Origin of the sequence: Paenibacillus sp. LjRoot153 (assembly GCF_964253085.1) — a bacterium.
Classification (GTDB): Bacteria; Bacillota; Bacilli; order Paenibacillales; family NBRC-103111; genus Paenibacillus_E.
Window position 1 is genome coordinate 881,243 of record NZ_CAXUQH020000001.1, and the last position, 16,493, is coordinate 897,735.

General features: G+C 46.3%; 16 protein-coding genes. 13 read left to right on the forward strand and 3 right to left on the reverse strand.

What is annotated here, in order from left to right; genetic code table 11:
• The first annotated feature begins 131 nt into the window (after positions 1–131).
• From ACSQ8P_RS04015 to ACSQ8P_RS04025, 3 genes are all read left to right on the forward strand, one after another.
• On the forward strand, positions 132–1,478 hold the full coding sequence (locus ACSQ8P_RS04015; protein ID WP_436233997.1) for an extracellular solute-binding protein: 1,347 nt from the start codon (positions 132–134) through the stop codon (positions 1,476–1,478).
• Between the two features lie 75 nt (positions 1,479–1,553).
• On the forward strand, positions 1,554–2,429 hold the full coding sequence (locus tag ACSQ8P_RS04020; RefSeq protein WP_236292997.1) for a carbohydrate ABC transporter permease: 876 nt from the start codon (positions 1,554–1,556) through the stop codon (positions 2,427–2,429).
• A 52-nt stretch (positions 2,430–2,481) separates the two neighbouring features.
• Complete coding sequence (locus ACSQ8P_RS04025) at positions 2,482–3,336, forward strand: carbohydrate ABC transporter permease (RefSeq protein WP_436239451.1); 855 nt, start codon at positions 2,482–2,484, stop codon at positions 3,334–3,336.
• A 569-nt stretch (positions 3,337–3,905) separates the two neighbouring features.
• On the opposite strand, the gene ACSQ8P_RS04030 is transcribed toward ACSQ8P_RS04025, so the two are convergent.
• Positions 3,906–4,757 carry an SDR family oxidoreductase gene (locus ACSQ8P_RS04030; RefSeq protein ID WP_436233998.1) on the reverse strand — a complete coding sequence of 284 codons (852 nt, stop codon included), beginning with the start codon at positions 4,755–4,757 and terminating at the stop codon, positions 3,906–3,908.
• Between the two features lie 264 nt (positions 4,758–5,021).
• On the opposite strand from ACSQ8P_RS04030, the gene ACSQ8P_RS04035 reads away from it, so the two are divergent.
• Positions 5,022–5,477: a GNAT family N-acetyltransferase gene (locus tag ACSQ8P_RS04035; RefSeq protein WP_436233999.1), complete on the forward strand. Its 456-nt coding sequence runs from the start codon at positions 5,022–5,024 to the stop codon at positions 5,475–5,477.
• Positions 5,478–5,546: 69 nt separating this feature from the next.
• Here ACSQ8P_RS04035 and ACSQ8P_RS04040 read toward each other — a convergent pair whose 3' ends face one another.
• The gene (locus tag ACSQ8P_RS04040) at positions 5,547–6,344 is read right to left on the reverse strand and encodes an HAD family hydrolase (protein WP_436234000.1); all 798 of its coding nucleotides are present in this window, start codon (positions 6,342–6,344) and stop codon (positions 5,547–5,549) included.
• Between the two features lie 117 nt (positions 6,345–6,461).
• Here ACSQ8P_RS04040 and ACSQ8P_RS04045 point away from each other — a divergent pair, with 117 nt between their 5' ends.
• From ACSQ8P_RS04045 to ACSQ8P_RS04080, 8 genes are all read left to right on the forward strand, one after another.
• On the forward strand, positions 6,462–7,160 hold the full coding sequence (locus ACSQ8P_RS04045; RefSeq protein WP_436234001.1) for a DNA alkylation repair protein: 699 nt from the start codon (positions 6,462–6,464) through the stop codon (positions 7,158–7,160).
• Between the two features lie 83 nt (positions 7,161–7,243).
• Complete coding sequence (locus ACSQ8P_RS04050) at positions 7,244–8,257, forward strand: ABC transporter substrate-binding protein (RefSeq protein WP_436234002.1); 1,014 nt, start codon at positions 7,244–7,246, stop codon at positions 8,255–8,257.
• A gap of 14 nt (positions 8,258–8,271) precedes the next feature.
• The gene (locus tag ACSQ8P_RS04055) at positions 8,272–9,312 is read left to right on the forward strand and encodes a FecCD family ABC transporter permease (RefSeq protein ID WP_436234003.1); all 1,041 of its coding nucleotides are present in this window, start codon (positions 8,272–8,274) and stop codon (positions 9,310–9,312) included.
• A gap of 12 nt (positions 9,313–9,324) precedes the next feature.
• The gene (locus ACSQ8P_RS04060) at positions 9,325–10,353 is read left to right on the forward strand and encodes a FecCD family ABC transporter permease (protein ID WP_436239452.1); all 1,029 of its coding nucleotides are present in this window, start codon (positions 9,325–9,327) and stop codon (positions 10,351–10,353) included.
• 223 nt (positions 10,354–10,576) lie between these two features.
• Entirely contained in the window at positions 10,577–11,614 is a 1,038-nt protein-coding gene (gene add, locus ACSQ8P_RS04065; protein WP_436234004.1) for an adenosine deaminase, read from the forward strand.
• 116 nt (positions 11,615–11,730) lie between these two features.
• Positions 11,731–12,186 (forward strand): NUDIX hydrolase, encoded by a 456-nt coding sequence (locus ACSQ8P_RS04070; RefSeq protein WP_436234005.1) that lies wholly within the window; start codon positions 11,731–11,733, stop codon positions 12,184–12,186.
• Positions 12,187–12,290: 104 nt separating this feature from the next.
• Positions 12,291–13,289, forward strand: a complete 999-nt coding sequence (locus ACSQ8P_RS04075; protein ID WP_436234006.1) for an NPCBM/NEW2 domain-containing protein — start codon at positions 12,291–12,293, stop codon at positions 13,287–13,289.
• Between the two features lie 19 nt (positions 13,290–13,308).
• The gene (locus ACSQ8P_RS04080; RefSeq protein ID WP_436234007.1) at positions 13,309–14,067 is read left to right on the forward strand and encodes a (S)-benzoin forming benzil reductase; all 759 of its coding nucleotides are present in this window, start codon (positions 13,309–13,311) and stop codon (positions 14,065–14,067) included.
• A gap of 27 nt (positions 14,068–14,094) precedes the next feature.
• On the opposite strand, the gene mscL is transcribed toward ACSQ8P_RS04080, so the two are convergent.
• Complete coding sequence (mscL, locus tag ACSQ8P_RS04085; protein ID WP_056620698.1) at positions 14,095–14,559, reverse strand: large conductance mechanosensitive channel protein MscL; 465 nt, start codon at positions 14,557–14,559, stop codon at positions 14,095–14,097.
• A 168-nt stretch (positions 14,560–14,727) separates the two neighbouring features.
• Between mscL and ACSQ8P_RS04090 the strand changes: the two genes are divergently transcribed.
• Positions 14,728–16,485: a sensor histidine kinase gene (locus tag ACSQ8P_RS04090; protein WP_436234008.1), complete on the forward strand. Its 1,758-nt coding sequence runs from the start codon at positions 14,728–14,730 to the stop codon at positions 16,483–16,485.
• Positions 16,486–16,493: the final 8 nt, after the last annotated feature.

The window sequence follows — 16,493 nt, forward strand, 5'->3', positions numbered from 1 at the left end:
TTATGTCCCCCTTCGCACCGAAGTCTCTCCCGTACCTTGGCAGACAAATGTCCCCTATACTAAAGGAGTAACGAAGAGCGCTTGCAAGTAAAGGAGCTAGTTGCTACGAAACTTTTAGGAGGTCCGAACGAATGAAAAAGTCATTTATCGTTACACTGGCGGCTGCGATGTCACTTTCGTTGATAGCAGGTTGTGGGTCGAATGGAACTACAGATGGGGCACAAGGCAGCACGGCACCAGCTAAAACAGAGACAGCGAAGCCTGGTGAGAAAGTAAAGCTTTCCATTTGGCATAACTATACGGGCGAAGATTTACGCGCCAAAACCATGCGCGAATATATGGAAAAATTCAAGAAGGATCATCCGAACGTGGAGTTGGATATTCAAGGGATACCACCCGATGGGTACCGCCCGCGTTTGAAAACCGTAGCAGCAGCGAATGAAATGCCGGATCTGTTCGTTATGTGGCCAGGTGTGATGACGAAAGAGTTCGTCGGTGGTGACTTGATCCAACCGATTAATGAGCTTCTTGATAGTAAAACAGAATGGAAAAACAACTTTATGCCAGGATCGTTCGATGATTTCTCCATCTCTGGTAAAACGTACGCAGCTCCAATGGCCTTATCGCCAACATCTATCCTTTATTACAACAAAGAAATCTTCAACAAATATAATGTACAACCGCCAAAAACATGGGATGACATGATGAAGCTGGTGGAAACGTTCAAAAAGAACAACGTGACGCCAATTGCGCTTGGAAATAAAGCAGCTTGGGTAGCACAATCCAGTATCTTAAGTTCATTGGCTGACCGTGTGACAGGAACGGAGTGGTTCTTGAAAGCTGTTGATCAAAATGGCGCGAAGTTCACGGATCCAGAATTCGTTCAATCTCTGACGTATCTGCAACAGCTTGGCAAAGCCGGTGCTTTCCAAGCAGGTTTCAACAGCATTGATAACACGCAGATGGAGCAAATGTTTGCACAAGGAAAAGCAGCGATGATGATTGATGGTGGTTGGGCTTTGCCGAACCTAGCATCGAACAGTTCCAAAGAAGCACTAGCGAACATGGCAGTTACCGTATTGCCTTCCGTACCGAATGGTAAGGGCGATCCGAATACCTTATCGGGTGTTGTTGGAACAGGTCTAGGTATGAGCAAAAAAGTAACTGGCGCGCAAAAAGCAGCTGCTTATGAATTGATTTATGCTTTGTCCGGTCCTGAAGCACAGAAAGCGATTTTGGAAAGCAACCAGCTCGTAAGTTATAAAGTTGCTTTGGATACAACGAAAGTATCTTCCTTATTCGCAGAAGTCTACAAAATGATGGGCACCGTGAAAATGACGCCTGTCTACGATGGCAGACTGAGCTCATCAAGCGCAGATGTAGTAAACAATGGACTTCAAGAGCTTCTGATGGGCGGTAAGCCAGAGGAAATTGCTAAGAAAGTACAAGATGCGCAAGCGAAAGCGCTCGGCAAATAAGGTTTAGGCCAAAGGACTCCAGCCTCAGCTCGGCTGGAGCCTTTTTTCCAAAAAAAGCTTACAAGGAGGGGCATCATGAACGTGTCCGCAAGAATGAGAGGATTCATTACCATAGGGCTCCTTCCAGCCTTAATCATCTATTTGTTTTTTGTTGTCGTTCCGCTGTTCTGGTCGGCATACTATGGCTTTTTTGACTGGAAAGGCATTGGTGCAGCGAAGTTTATTGGGATGGATAACTATATCGAAGTATTTACAGATCCGATCTTTTGGAAAGCTTTTAAAAATAACATGCTTATCGTTGCCGCTTCTGTCTTTGGGCAAGTGCCGATAGCGATGATCCTAGCGCTTCTCTTGATGCGCAGCACGCCTTTTCAACGAATCATTCGTGCTTCAGTCTTTATGCCCATGGTATTGTCCTCTGTCGTTGTCGGGATTATCTGGGGATACATCTACCACCCGCAAATCGGTATTCTGAACTTCTTGCTTGATGGGGTTGGCCTTGATAGTTGGAAGAAAGCTTGGCTCTCTGATCCGAAAGTATCGATGTTCGCACTGATGGTGCCGATCATCTGGAATTATATTGGTCCTTATATGATTATGTTCATTGCTGCATTACAAAATATTTCTCCTGAAATTGAAGATGCTGCCCAGCTGGATGGCGTCGGACCGGTTCGTAAGTTATTTGCTGTCACACTGCCAATGATTTGGGATACGGTGAAGGTTGCGATCGTGCTTTGTATTTCGGGATCTCTGAAGGCGTTCGATCTCATTTATGTCATGACAGGCGGCGGCCCTGCGCATTCCACGGAATTGCTGGCTTCCTATATGTATAACAGTACCTTTAATGTGTATCGCTTCGGATTCGGTAGTGCACTATCCACAGCGATTATTATTCTTAGCCTGCTACTGATCGTGGGCAGTCAATATCTCATGAAGCGAGACTATCGTTAATACCTTTAATGCTAATTCGTCAGGAGGGACAGCTATGAAGCAGGTTGTAGCGATGCAAACGGGTTTTCCCGCTGGAGCTAAACAACGTAAAGTATGGACGCGCGGTGCCATCAATGCCGTTCTTTCGTTGTATGCCCTGGTCACGTTGTATCCATTAATATGGCTATTTATTAGTGCCGTTAAATCAAATGAAGAGTTTTATTCCCGGCCTTTTCTGCTGCCAACCGTCTGGAAGTGGGATAACCTAGTTCGCGCATGGAAAGTTTCGGGAATGGGACTCTCCTTGTGGAACTCTACCGTTGTGACGGTGGCTTCCTTAGTGTTAACGCTGATTCTAGGCGCATTGGCAGCCTTTGTGATCGCGCGGTTTGAGTTTAAATTAAAGGCTTTTTTTACAGGATTGTTCCTGCTAGGCATGCTCATTCCGATTCATAGCACACTCGTACCACTATTTATTATCATGAAAAAAATAGGGCTGCTGAACACGTACGGCGCACTAATATTGCCCTATGTCGCATTTGAGTTACCATTAGCGATCTTCATAGTAGCAGCGTACTTAGTCAGTATTCCAAAAGAAATCGAAGAAGCCGCGCTGATTGATGGTACGGGCTATTGGGGCATTTTCTTCCGCATGATGCTCCCGCTAAGTGTACCTGCGCTATCAACCGTTGCCATTCTTGGCTTTCTACGGTTCTGGAACGACTTCGCATTTGCCCTAGTCTTTATTAGTAAGCCTGCACTCAAAACCGTACCGCTAAGCTTATCTGCCTTCGCAACTGGGTATATGACCGATTACGAATTGACGATGGCTGCACTAGCGATTGCGGTGCTTCCAACGATTGTCGTGTTCTTGTTGTTCCAGGAGCAGATTATGAAGGGGATGACGGCTGGTGCTGTGAAGGGGTAGTTTAGCTGCCCACCTTGCTGTGGTGAAAAATTTCAACACTACAGGGTGGGGAAACGTGAAGAGCGTTTCGATAGTGATTCCAAACAGGCATACAGATGCAAAGTTTTGCATCTGTATGCCTGTTTATTGAATCGGAAGAAGTGTGAAAATAAGAATTTGAAGCATAAGTGGAGAAGGGTAGAATGGGAAAAAAAGTAACTTAAAAGTAGCAAAAAATTAGTCGGAGAGTTAAAGAGTAGCTGATGAGTAGAAGTGGACCATAATCGGAGCAGCAGAAGAGTATCAAAAGAGTAGAACAAGACTAGAAAAAAGTGCTCGCAAACGAAATAGCTGGAAAATATCCAGCTATTTCTGTCCAATTTCATCAAAAATGGAAGATAACTGGATTTTCTCCATCTATTTTTGGTCATTTTCAATGAAACCCTAATTATCTGGTAAATTAGATGTGTCTTTTCCATTTATTTCACTAATTCAGCCGAATAGCTTGGAATTAGATGTAGTTTTTCCTGTTAATGCTCCAATCGAGCGAGACGAGTCACCACATCGAGCTCCTTACAGCTTATCCAACGCTACGATTTCCCTTTGCGCGTCATCTCCGCAAGCGAAACCCACTGCTCATCGGTCACCTCGAGCAGGTCGTTGAACTGCCCGGCGCCTTGCAACCACTCGCCGCCATCAATCGTGATCACTTCGCCGTTAATATACCCGGCGAAGTCCGAAATCAGATAAGCGGCGAGGTTCGCCAGCTCATCTTTTTCCCCAACGCGCCCCAGCGGGACGCGGTTCAAGAGCTTCTGCGACAGCTCGGGCGTGGGAGCCAATCGGCTCCACGCGCCGTCGGTCGGGAACAGCCCCGGCGCGATCGCGACTTGCCGGATCCCGTACCGCGCCCACTCGACGGCGAGTGAGCGGGTAAGGGCAAGCACGCCGGCCTTCGCGGCGGCGGATGGCACAACAAAGGCGGATCCGGTGGAGGCGTAGGAGGTGACGATGTTCAGCATCGTACCTCCTACACCTTGCTCGATCCACCTTTTACCTAGCGCAAGCGTGGTGTAGAACGTCCCGTGGAGCACAATATTCAGCACCGCATCGACGGCTCGCGGTGATAAGTTCTCGGTCGGGCTGGCAAAGTTGCCTGCCGCATTATTGATCAGCACGTCGATGCGACCGAAGTGCTGTTCCACGGCCGTGATCATGGCAGCAACCTGCTGCGGATCACGTACATCGCAGGGATGGTAGAATACATCCCCGCCGTCAGTGCTCATTTCGGCCGCTGCTTTCGCGAGCACTTCTTCTCGTCTACTCGTGATAGCCAGCTTAGCTCCGAGCGACAAGAATTTCTCACCCATCGCGCGGCCAAGCCCTGTGCCGCCGCCAGTAATCAGAATTACTTTATCTTGGAGTAACGCTCCATCGAACATCGGATTCACGCTCCTTTTTGCCTCATGGGTATGGATATTAATCTCATGAAATCTTTATGCTCTTAAAGCTAGGGATAGCGCTTACATTAATACTGATAACTCATGTTCTCATACCAATAACCATACTGTCCAGTACCTATAGATGCATTGTCACAGTGCACAATCCTTGCACCTCATGTTGTGCAGAAACCCAAGAACAGTTGAACTGACCATTGTAATGTTGTATTCTAGTCAATAAAAATTAGAGACAGAGGAGTGGTAAGTTTGGAGATTAAAGTAGACGATTTATCCGGTCCGGAAGTAAGAGCGCTCATAATGGAGCATCTTCTACATATGCAATCATTATCCCCGCCTGAGAGTACGCATGCCCTAAATCTGGATGGATTGAAAAAGCCAGATGTGACATTTTGGAGTGGTTGGGAACAAGGAGAAATAGTTGGTTGCGGGGCTCTTAAAGAGTTGGATAGTCAACATGGCGAGTTAAAATCAATGCGAACTTCCTCCGCACATCACAGAAAAGGAGTCGCGAAGCGAATTCTTGAACACATTATTAATGAAGCGAAGCAACGCGGCTATACGCGAATAAGCTTGGAAACAGGCTCCATGGAAGCATTCGAACCAGCTAGAAAGCTATATGAAAATTTTGGGTTTTCCTACTGCAAACCGTTCGCGAATTACACGGATGACCCGCTAAGTTCATTTATGACATTGGAATTATAAGTTATTTTTTGTCCATAAAAAAAAGAGGTCCCCAAGGACCTCTTTTTCTCATTATGCTTACCCCATCAATTACTCCGCCAAAACAAACGTCTCCAGCACATGCCTCACGCCATCCTCGTTATTGCTCTTTGTCACGAAGTTCGCCAACGCTTTAAGCTCAGGCAGGGCATTCTCCATGGCAACGCCGAGTCCTGCGACTTCAAGCATTTCCCGATCATTCCATGCATCGCCTAGTGCAATTACTTCATCTAATGAGCATCCGATGTGCTCAGCAAGGAACGTGATCGCATGTCCCTTCGTACCTTCCTTATGCATGAACTCCAAATAGTGCGGCTTGGATTTCGTAATATGCAGCTTATCACCCAGTAGAGGGAGCAGTTCCTCACGGATTTGGTCACAAACCTCCGGTGTATCCACGATCAACAGTTTTGGCTGCGGGATATGGATCCATTGGCGCAAATCACCAATAATATAAGGTGTCTTGGACAAGCTCACATATTTTTTAATCTTATCGTTATCCTCAGCTGCATAAAGCTCATCCCCATGGTAAAGCTGAAGATGATAGTTGTTCTTCTCGCAGTAATCAAGCAGGAAGCGGGCACTCTCGACAGGCACAGTGCGCTCGTACAGGACTTTCTCGTCTAGCAAATTTTTAATCAAAGCCCCTTGATACGTAATGATGGGGACGTTGAGCCCGATGCGATTGGCAATTTTGGCAGCAGAAGGGAAGCTTCTTCCTGTGGCGATGGTGACCGTTACCCCTTTGGCAACAGCTTGATGCATAGCCTCAACCGTCTCTTGTGAAATCGTCAAATCATCACGCAGCAGCGTATCATCCAAGTCAGCAGCAACTAATTTATACGTCATGTTTCTCACCGATCCTATTCATCTTCTCTATTAAAATTCTGCTAATAGCATACCCGAATTGCTAGCGAATTGCTACAATAAGCGCATAGGAGATAGCTAAAAGGAGGCACTTTCACGATGACATCCCCATACACGAATGACTTGGAGAAATGGCTTAGATCGCATGCGAACAAGGAAAATGCAATAAGTATGGAAGCGTATATGAAGAATCATTTTCCATTCCTCGGTATTCGAAATCCAGAACGTGTGGCACTGACCAAACAATTCACGAAGGAACATGGTTTGCCGAAAGGGGAGGAGGGCGTTCGCATCGCCCAGGAACTGTGGCAATTGCCTGAGCGTGAATTTGCTTATACGGCTATTTTGATGCTTCTGCAAGTTAGAAAAACAGTGAACGCTGAGCACATTGACGTGCTGGAGCATTACATCGTAACCCAATCCTGGTGGGATACCGTAGATACGATTGCGGATCACTTGATTGGTTTTCATCTCCAACGATTTCCCGAGCTAATTCCCGCTTATATAGAGAAATGGCTAGCTTCCAATAACATGTGGCTGCAGCGAACCGCTATTCTTTTTCAGTTGAAGTATAAAAAGAAGACCGACGTGCCGCTGCTGTTTCACTGTATTACGACGATGGCTCACTCGAAGGAGTTCTTCATCCGCAAAGCGATTGGATGGGCACTGCGCGAGTATTCCAAGACGGATGCTGAGGCCGTACAATCCTTTGTTGCTAGCCATGATTTATCACCTCTAAGTGTACGTGAGGCACTCAAGGTAATTCACAAGAATAAGAAAATACTGGGATATATCTGAATATGTTGACAATGATAATCATTTTCATTATTATTAATTGAGAATCAATATCATACATAAATAGATACTCAGGAGGGTCCACCGTGCTACGTTTTAATAAACAAAAAACTACTAAAGTTACATCTACTGTCCTTTCAGTGTGCGCGGCAGCTCTACTCGCAACAGCTTGCGGAAGTAACAAAGATGCAGCAAGCACAACAACAACACCCGTAACTTCAACTGCTCCGGCAGCTACTGCAGCAGCGACGGTAACACCGGCGCCAGCTGTTGATAAAGTTGTAAAAGATAGCATGGGTCACGATGTTAAGGTTCCAGCTAACCCGAAAGCGGTTATCGCTTCCTACTTGGAAGATCCGCTTCTTGCACTTGGTGTTAAACCAGTTGTTCAGTGGTCTGTCAAAGGAGCAACTGTTCAAGACTACCTACAAACACAACTTGCTGGCGTGCCAACGATTGGTTATGATCTTCCGGTTGAATCCGTCTTGAAAGCAACTCCTGATTTCATGATCGTCGGCAGCGAGTCTGCTGTTGAAAAAGGTCTATACGAGCAGTACTCCAAAGTCGTACCGACATTCGTACTAGGCAGCGAAGTAACTGCTGACTTCCGAAAGACGCTTTTGAAAATGGGCGAAATTCTTAACAAGTCAGATGCAGCGAATGCCGCATTGAAGAAATATGATCAAAAAGTAACAGAAACAAAAGCGAAGCTTTCATCATCTATTGGTGATAAAAAGGTCGCGATCCTTTGGTTAACGAACAAATCTTTCTTTGTTGTTAACGGTAAAGTAGCTAGCGGCGCGGTTGCTTATGGCGATCTTGGTTTGAAAATGCCTAATATTCTAGCTGTCTTACCAGATGCTAAAGCGAACTGGACACCGATTTCCTTAGAGAAACTTGCGCAGTTGGATGCAGACTACGTTTTCTTGGTTAACAGTGATAAAGGTCAAGCTGGGAACCTGGAAGATCCGCTTTGGAAGAACGTTCCTGCTGTTAAATCAGGCAAAGTATTCGAGATGGACACGAAGAGCAGCTGGTTGTACAACGGTGTAATCGCTGGCGAGCGCGTGATGGACGATATCGTTAAAGTCATTAAATAATGGGGGGTTAGGGTATGACGGGTTCAAAAAGTCAAGTTCCCGCAATCCATCCTCCATTGAAATCCCGTCCACTAGCTGCAACAGTCATTATTTTTGGTGGACTGGCCATGTTGCTGATCAGCCTGATTGCCTCCATTTCGGTTGGGGCAGCGGATATCTCCTTCGGCGAGGTATGGCAAGCCGTCTTTCAATTTAATGCTGATTCGACTCAGCATTTGATCATCCAACAATTAAGGCTTCCGCGAGCAATCGCTGGAGCTTTAGTTGGGGCTGCATTTGCTGTAGCAGGGGCGATTATGCAAGGTGTAACACGCAATCCGTTATCGGACCCGGGTATTCTCGGTATCAACGCAGGTGCAGGCTTTATGCTTGCCCTGTGTTTTGCCTTTTTACCGCAACTGCCATTTCATTATGTCATTCTTTTTTCTTTCCTCGGTGCTGCAATAGGAACGGGGCTTGTATACGGCATTAGTGCAATGGCGAAGGGTGGCGTAACACCTGTTCGAATCGTTCTTGCAGGATCCGCTGTCAGTGCTTTACTTCTGGCGCTCAGCGAAGGGATTGCGATTTTCTACCATATTGGTCAGGATCTCGCTTTTTGGTTTGCAGGAGGGGTTGCTGGTACGAAGTGGTTGCAAGTTGATATTATGGCACCTTGGATTCTTGGTGCATTAATCTGTGCGTTTTTCATCTCACCTTGGATTACGCTGTTAAGCATGGGAGAAGATGTTGCAACGGGACTCGGTTTACGGACGGGGCTTGTTAAACTAGCAGCATTCGTGCTGGTTCTTGTCCTTGCTGGCGCAGCGGTGGCAACGGTAGGAGCTATTGGATTTATTGGTCTAATCATTCCTCATATTGTTCGCTATCTTGTTGGCGTTGACTATCGTTGGATCATTCCAACCTCAGCTGTACTAGGCGGGTTGTTAGTCGTGATGGCTGATGTCGGAGCCCGCATGGTGAATCCGCCATTTGAGACGCCGATAGGTTCCATTATTGCTCTGATTGGTGTGCCCTTCTTCCTCTATCTGGCGCGTAAAAAGGGGAGGGATTAGGCAATGACATCCATGCCATCTGGAAGCATAAAGAAACCGAGATTGGCTAAAGCGATCGCGGTGATGTCGATTTTAATGGTCCTTATTATCATCGTTTTTATTATAAGTATGAATACAGGCGTGATTCGTTTGAGTCCTCTTGAGGTGCTTCGGACGTTTTTTGGAGGCGGGACCGCCAAACAAGGCATTATTCTATTTGATTTCCGACTACCACGTATCGTGATTTCGATTCTAGTTGGAGCGGGTTTGGCGGTTTCTGGAGCCATCTTACAGGGGATTTCACGAAATATGCTAGCTGATCCAGGTATTCTGGGCATTAATGCAGGAGCAGGACTTGCAATCATTCTGGTCGTTTCCTTTTACCCAAATAATGCTGCGGGACCGTTGTTCTTCATGCCGATGATCGCTATGCTGGGCGCAGGTTTGGCCGCTCTGTTGATCTATACGCTTTCGTATGTCAAAGGAAAAGGGATTTCGTCATCCCGCCTGCTCCTTGTGGGTATCGCGGTTTCCGCTGGTATTGCTTCTCTGATGATTGTACTTAGCATTCGCTTGGATCCGACGGATTTTCAGTTCGTTCAGGTCTGGTTAGCGGGTAGCATTTGGGGAACCAACTGGAAGTTTGTTCTCGCCCTATTACCGTGGATCGTTGTTCTCATTCCTTTCGTCATGTTCAAAGCCAATGTGCTGAATGTACTGAATCTGGGGGAGATGACGTCCATTGGACTCGGGATAAGAATGGAACGGGAACGACTTGGATTGCTAGCCGCAGCAGTTGCTCTTGCAGGCGCATGCGTTGCGGTCGGTGGTGGAATTGGCTTCGTAGGGTTGATCGGTCCGCATCTGGCACGAAGGTTAGTTGGACCCAAGCATCAATACTTGATTCCAGCCTCTGCCCTCACAGGAGGGCTGCTGCTGATCATCGCGGATACGATTTCTCGAGGGATGTTTCAGCCAACAGAGGTTCCGACGGGGATTGTGGCCGCTGTTATCGGGGCGCCGTATTTTCTGTACTTATTAGTTCGAACGAGGGCTTCGTAGAGACAAAACATAGAAATCCACAGTAGGCTTAGTAGCCTGATGTGGATTTTTTTAATTTTATAAACAATAATGTAAATGTTAGATAACTTAACGCATATACTAATAAAATAAATTATTTGTCATATATATTGACATAACCATTACATTCGTTTAAAGTAATTAAAATTCTTCTCTAGCGCGCTAGCGTCAAAGAGAGACAAGGGAGAGATGGGAGATGGCTCACATGCGAACAAATGATTTGTTAGCGAGATTACCGAAGGTGGATCTTCATTTACATTTGGATGGAAGTGTGAAGCCCGAGACGATTTTGGAGCTCGCTCTCGAACAAGGCATATCACTCCCTGTTTACGATAAGGATGGATTGATACCGCATATGCGAGTGACAGACAATTGTGGCAGTCTGATTGAATACTTAGGGAAATTCGATTTTACGACACGCTTCCTACAAACAGGTGCGGCTTTAGAGCGTGTAGCTTATGAAGTCGTTGAGCAATCCGTGGAGCATAACTGTCGTTATGTGGAGGTGCGTTTCGCGCCTCAGCTGCATCGCAACATGGGGTTAACGCTGGAAGAGACGTTCCACTATGTCACGCAAGGATTAAAGCGCGCGCAACGCGATTTTGGAACGAGATTCGGTGTTATTGCCATTTGTATGCGGAATCACCCTTGTGCAGATAACTTGGAAGTCATTGAAGCAGCCGCCAAATTCGTAGGGAAGGGCGTAGTTGCTGTTGATTTGGCTGGTGATGAGGCGAACTATCCGCCTGAGTTTTTCCGAGAAGTGTTCGCAAGATCACATAAACTGGGCATTCCTGTTACCATTCATGCCGGCGAGGCAGCAGGTGCGGTTAACGTCTATGAGGCGGTCACACATCTAGGTGCCACCCGAATCGGGCATGGGGTAAGGCTTCGGGAGAATGCCGATATTTTAGAGATGATCAAAGATCGACGTATCCCATTAGAAATGTGTCCCATCTCCAATATCCAAACGAAGGCTGTAGCTTCGTGGGAGGCGTATCCGATCCGGGAATACTTGGATCAAGGTTTGATCGTAACGATCAACACCGATAATCCTAGTGTGTCGGGAACCGATATTACGAAGGAGTATCGCACAATTGCCGATCGATTCGCTTTTACAACACCAGAGCTAGTGAAGTTGATCATGAATGGTGTGGAGGCCGCTTTTATGGAAGAACACGATAAAGGGATATTCAGACAAGAGATGGAAGATGAGCTTAACAGCTTAGGTGTGTATAATTAAATAAAGGTGGAAGAGGATCTGTTGCGATTACGCAGCAGATTTTTTTGTTCAAGGAGACGTTTGTTATGTTAAAATAAGGGATATTTTCAAATCCCTGCGGTCGAGGTGTAATCGTCATGGAGTACTATAAGCAGCTTAGACAATTCGTAGGGCATCATCCCATCATTTTGCCTGGAGCAGTCGTGATCTTGGTTAATGACCTGGGACAGGTTCTACTACAACAAAGGCCGAATGAGACCTGGGGGCTGCCAGGAGGACTTATGGATTTGGGTGAGTCTCTAGAAGATACAGCTCGACGCGAATTTTTTGAAGAAACAGGTTTGAAAGTTGGGGACTTAGCATTAGTAGGTGTGTTTTCTGGCGCTCAGTATCATTACACGCTTTCCAATGGAGATGAATTTTACGCAGTGACTACGGCTTATATGGCGAGCGAAGCTACAGGTGAGTTAGCCATAGAAACGGCGGAAACCCGAGATTTGCAGTATTTTGATTTGCATGATCTACCGGAGACGATGGGTCAAGTATATAGGGATAGTATAACGGCTTATCTACAAAGTGTTTCAAAACGCTAGGAGTCGAACATCGTGATGGTATCGTATGTGATCGTTCTTGTCTATGTTTTGTACATGTTCGTAGTAAAAAAAATAATAAATAAAAAAGGGGTCTCATTCGCATTATGAAAAAGATTGTCATTTCTGCTTTATTCATCTCGACACTTGGGCTTGGTGTTGGTGTAGGAGGATATGCCGCTGCAAATATCGAACAAATTCAGGCATTTCTTAATCATGAGATTAAGTTCACTTTGAATGGAAAATCGTGGTCGCCGAAGGATCCTGATGGCAAGGCCATAAGCCCGATTATTTACGAAGGATCCTCTTATGTCCCATTGCGAGCAGTAGGTGAAGCGGCTGGACTTTTGGTGGATTGGGATCAAGTAAGTCAAACCATCATTTTACAAAGTTCAACTGCTGGTGTAAGCACGCCGGAGGGGGTTCCGTATAAAGATGCAAAGGATTATACTAGCACGCCAAAGCCAACACCGACACCAACGCAGGTGCCGCCATCCACACCTAAACCAACACCTCCACCTGTTAATACAGCGCCTACACAAGCGAATGATTTAGAAACAACCTATTCTACCTTTAATGTTCATACGAATACCAAAACGGCTGAATACAAAGCGGAAATGGAAGAAGCTGCGCGAGAGGGTGCTGTTTATTTAACTGAATTACCGTATTTGAAAATCGTGGGTTCTAACGTGTTGAAGCGTGTTCGCATTGATGCAAGTTCAGTGGATTCCGACGTGTACCCTTTGCAAAGAGAGGGTAAGCTATACGCTCATGGTATTGGTGCCAAATTAGATGGACAACACCCACGGCAATCCATTACCTATGATTTAGGAGGAACCTATAAAACGTTTGCATTCAACTATACCTTTGATGATAAAAATAGTAACTTTAACCGTCCTGCGAAAATAACAGTGTACGGTGATGGGAGGCTGTTGGCCACGAAAACAGATTTCTTAGTGAGTAATGGTAAACTCCCCTACGAAATCATGGATATCAGCGGTGTGAAGCAGCTTCAAATTGATTTTGAACTCATTCTAAACGAAGGTAAAGAGAATGGATACGTATCCGTTCTTGCCATCTATAAGCCTAAGCTTTTCAAAAGTTAGAGGAGGGCCTGCATACCATATGGATACTTACATCATTACTGGCGGTTCCAAAGGCCTCGGCGCTGCCATCATCCGGCAGCTGCTAGAGCATGGAGCTGCGGTTCACTGCATTTCCCGCAGCGAGAACGAGACCTTGCGCCAAGAGGCGCTGCGCATGGAAGGTCAGCTGACCTTCCATGCTTACGATTTGGCGCAAACCGAAGGCATCGATTCGCTCATGGAGCGAATCCTCGCGAAACCAGATGGCGTGGCTTCCGTCACGCTCATCAACAATGCGGGCATGATCGAGCCGATGACGTCGATCGGCCGAGCAGCCCCAGACGACCTGCAGCGCAGCCTGCAGGTCAATCTCGTCGCACCCGCGGTGCTGACGAACAGCTTCATTCGGCTCACGCAGGCGTGGCCGATTGTGAAGCGGGTCGTCGGCATCTCCTCGGGCGCGGGGCGCAAGCCCTACCCCGGCTGGGGTGCATACTGCACCGCCAAAGCCGGGCTGGACATGCTGACGCGCTGCGTCGGCGTCGAGCAGTCGAAACATCCACACCCAGTGCTGATCTTCAGCGTCGCACCTGGTGTGGTGGATACCGATATGCAGCGGGAGATTCGCGCTGCCTCGGAAGAGGACTTCCCGCAGGTGAGCCGGTTCGTCCAGCTTCAAGAGCAGGGGGAGCTGCGCTCCCCTGAAGATACCGCGAAGCAGCTGTTGCACCTGCTGCAAGCGAATGCATTCGAACAAGGCGAGATCGCCGACTTGAGAACGAAAGAGCCCGCGTCGTAATCCGACACGGGCTCTTTCTCTACTGATCTATTGAATGCTGCCGCTAACCTTACCACCGGAGGAAAGTTCGGAAGTACAGAACTTGCAGCGCGAAGCTTGCGCAGGTATTTCAGACAAGCAATGAGGGCAATCTTTGGTAGTAACCGCTTTTTCCTTCGGTGCTTCCTTCTTACGGAACTTGCCGATTTGGCGGACAACCATGAAGATAACGAACGCGACGATCAAGAAATCCAAGAAGGTTGATAGGAATTGTCCGTATCTAAAGACAGCGGTGCTTTTGGCAGCGTCAGCAAATGTTTCGTAATGTTTTCCATCCAATGCCACATACAAATCATTGAAATTCACTTTTCCAATGAGTAAACCGACGAGTGGCATGACCAAGTCATTCACAATAGAAGTAATAACCTTACCAAAAGCTCCCCCAATAATAACCCCGACAGCAAGGTCGAGCATGTTTCCTTTGAATGCAAAATCCTTGAATTCTTTTAGCATGATGTACCCCCATGAGACTATGATTGATAGCATTGTACCATAGTTGATAGAGCCCAAACAAATGCGATCCTAGTAGGTAAAGGGCAGTTTTCATTTATAGGGCAACTGACTATAATGAACATCATGCGTTCGATTTCCTGAACGATCACGAAGCGGAGGCGGACACGGATGTCGAATATGTCGATGGAGAAAAAGCTGATCATCGTTTTTGTTTTTCTTATCATTTTACCAATCATGCTGACAGGTTATATATCCTATCAGAATTACTCCAAGTCGATTAAGAAAAACACGACCCTGTATGCGCTGCAATTAACGAACAATATTACAAATCGACTGGACGATTATATTGGGGATATGGAGCAAATTTCTCAAATTCCCCTCTACTTAACATCGCTTCAACAGCTGCTGGAAGACAAACAGCAGGGCCTAACGATCAAGCAGGTCGAGATGGAAAATTATATTCGCATTATGAATAATATTAAGCGCGGAACGAACTCCATTTATATTTTTGATAACAATAACAATAAATACTATACCATCGTGTCAGGCGGCGTCCGAACGGATTTGGAAGAGCGCTCGGGTGAGTGGAAGCGCCTTGCTCGAGATGCGGGCGGCCGTTCTGTTTTCTTAAGCACACAACAATTAGCTAATTGGCAGACTGGGAAATTTGCTTTTACCGTCATTCGGGATATTCGTGATTTCTATACACAGGAGTCGATCGGTACGATCGCTGTAGATGCAAATATTAGTGTCATTCAGAATTTGGTGCGTGATTTGGAAACGGCAGCTAACGGGAAAGTGCTCATGATTGATGAGAACAGTCAAGTTATTTATGATACCGAGCAGAAAAGGATTACCGAGCGCATTGAGGATGATCCGCTTGTGCAATTGGCTGCAGGGACATCGGGCGATTTTATTAAAGAAATTGATGGCGTACGCTACCTATGTATCTATTCGCAGTCGCTGAAAACGGGTTGGAAAACGATCATCCGTATCCCTCTGGATCAAATCATGAAAGAAGCGATGCAAACTCAGAACATTACGCTAATTGTTACCTGTCTGATTGTGACCTTCGCCTTGTTTATTTCAATTTTGCTATCCATTGCGTTAACCAAGCCGATGAAGAAGTTAATGCGGTTAATGAAAAAGGCGGAGAACGGCGACTTGGATGTTAGTTTCCATGTGCAAACGAAGGATGAGGCCGGCCGTCTAGGGCACCATTTTAACTCGATGCTTGAACGAATTAAAGAGCTTATTGGGCAGGTGTATATAATTGAGGGGCGGAAGAAGGAAGCGGAATTAGCCGCACTCCAGAATCAGATTAATCCGCATTTCTTATATAACACACTTGAGACCATTCGGATGACGGCGGAGATTAACGATGATGAAGAAACAGCGGAAATGATTGCCGCATTAGGCAAACTGTTCCGTCACAGCTATAAGCCGATGAAGGGGACGGTGACGCTGGAGCATGAATTCGATCATCTTAGAACGTACGTCCAAATTATCAATTATCGTTATCACGATAAGTTTAAATTGACGGTGCAGGACTTGTATTTACTACGGCATTATGTAGTTATTCCGCTGCTTTTTCAGCCGATCATTGAGAACACGATTGTCCATGGTCAGACCGAGGGTAGTGATGAAGCGATTCATATTCATGTATCCTATGAGATTAGCGGCCACATCCTTACCTTCTATTTTCAGGATAATGGCGCAGGGATAGCGGAAGGAAGATTAGCGGCGTTAAATAAACGCATCCAAACACGCCAAGATCCTAGCGGAGAAGATGTCACTTCGGGCATAGGTTTATTGAATGTAGATGAACGAATTAATTTGCATTACGGTCCCGCTTACGGCCTGCGTATTTCCAGTCAGCAGGGAGAAGGTACCACGGTCATTGTGACGCTGCCTTTTAATGTGTGAACGAATCT

Coding starts and splice junctions, on each gene's coding strand:
- ACSQ8P_RS04015 (WP_436233997.1), top strand. CDS start 132: ATGAAAAAGTCATTTATCGTTACACTGGCGGCTGCGATGTCACTTTCG.
- ACSQ8P_RS04020 (WP_236292997.1), top strand. CDS start 1,554: ATGAACGTGTCCGCAAGAATGAGAGGATTCATTACCATAGGGCTCCTT.
- ACSQ8P_RS04025 (WP_436239451.1), top strand. CDS start 2,482: ATGCAAACGGGTTTTCCCGCTGGAGCTAAACAACGTAAAGTATGGACG.
- ACSQ8P_RS04030 (WP_436233998.1), bottom strand. CDS start 4,757: ATGTTCGATGGAGCGTTACTCCAAGATAAAGTAATTCTGATTACTGGC.
- ACSQ8P_RS04040 (WP_436234000.1), bottom strand. CDS start 6,344: ATGACGTATAAATTAGTTGCTGCTGACTTGGATGATACGCTGCTGCGT.
- ACSQ8P_RS04045 (WP_436234001.1), top strand. CDS start 6,462: ATGACATCCCCATACACGAATGACTTGGAGAAATGGCTTAGATCGCAT.
- ACSQ8P_RS04055 (WP_436234003.1), top strand. CDS start 8,272: ATGACGGGTTCAAAAAGTCAAGTTCCCGCAATCCATCCTCCATTGAAA.
- ACSQ8P_RS04060 (WP_436239452.1), top strand. CDS start 9,325: ATGCCATCTGGAAGCATAAAGAAACCGAGATTGGCTAAAGCGATCGCG.
- add (WP_436234004.1), top strand. CDS start 10,577: ATGCGAACAAATGATTTGTTAGCGAGATTACCGAAGGTGGATCTTCAT.
- ACSQ8P_RS04070 (WP_436234005.1), top strand. CDS start 11,731: ATGGAGTACTATAAGCAGCTTAGACAATTCGTAGGGCATCATCCCATC.
- ACSQ8P_RS04075 (WP_436234006.1), top strand. CDS start 12,291: ATGAAAAAGATTGTCATTTCTGCTTTATTCATCTCGACACTTGGGCTT.
- ACSQ8P_RS04080 (WP_436234007.1), top strand. CDS start 13,309: ATGGATACTTACATCATTACTGGCGGTTCCAAAGGCCTCGGCGCTGCC.
- mscL (WP_056620698.1), bottom strand. CDS start 14,559: ATGCTAAAAGAATTCAAGGATTTTGCATTCAAAGGAAACATGCTCGAC.
- ACSQ8P_RS04090 (WP_436234008.1), top strand. CDS start 14,728: ATGTCGAATATGTCGATGGAGAAAAAGCTGATCATCGTTTTTGTTTTT.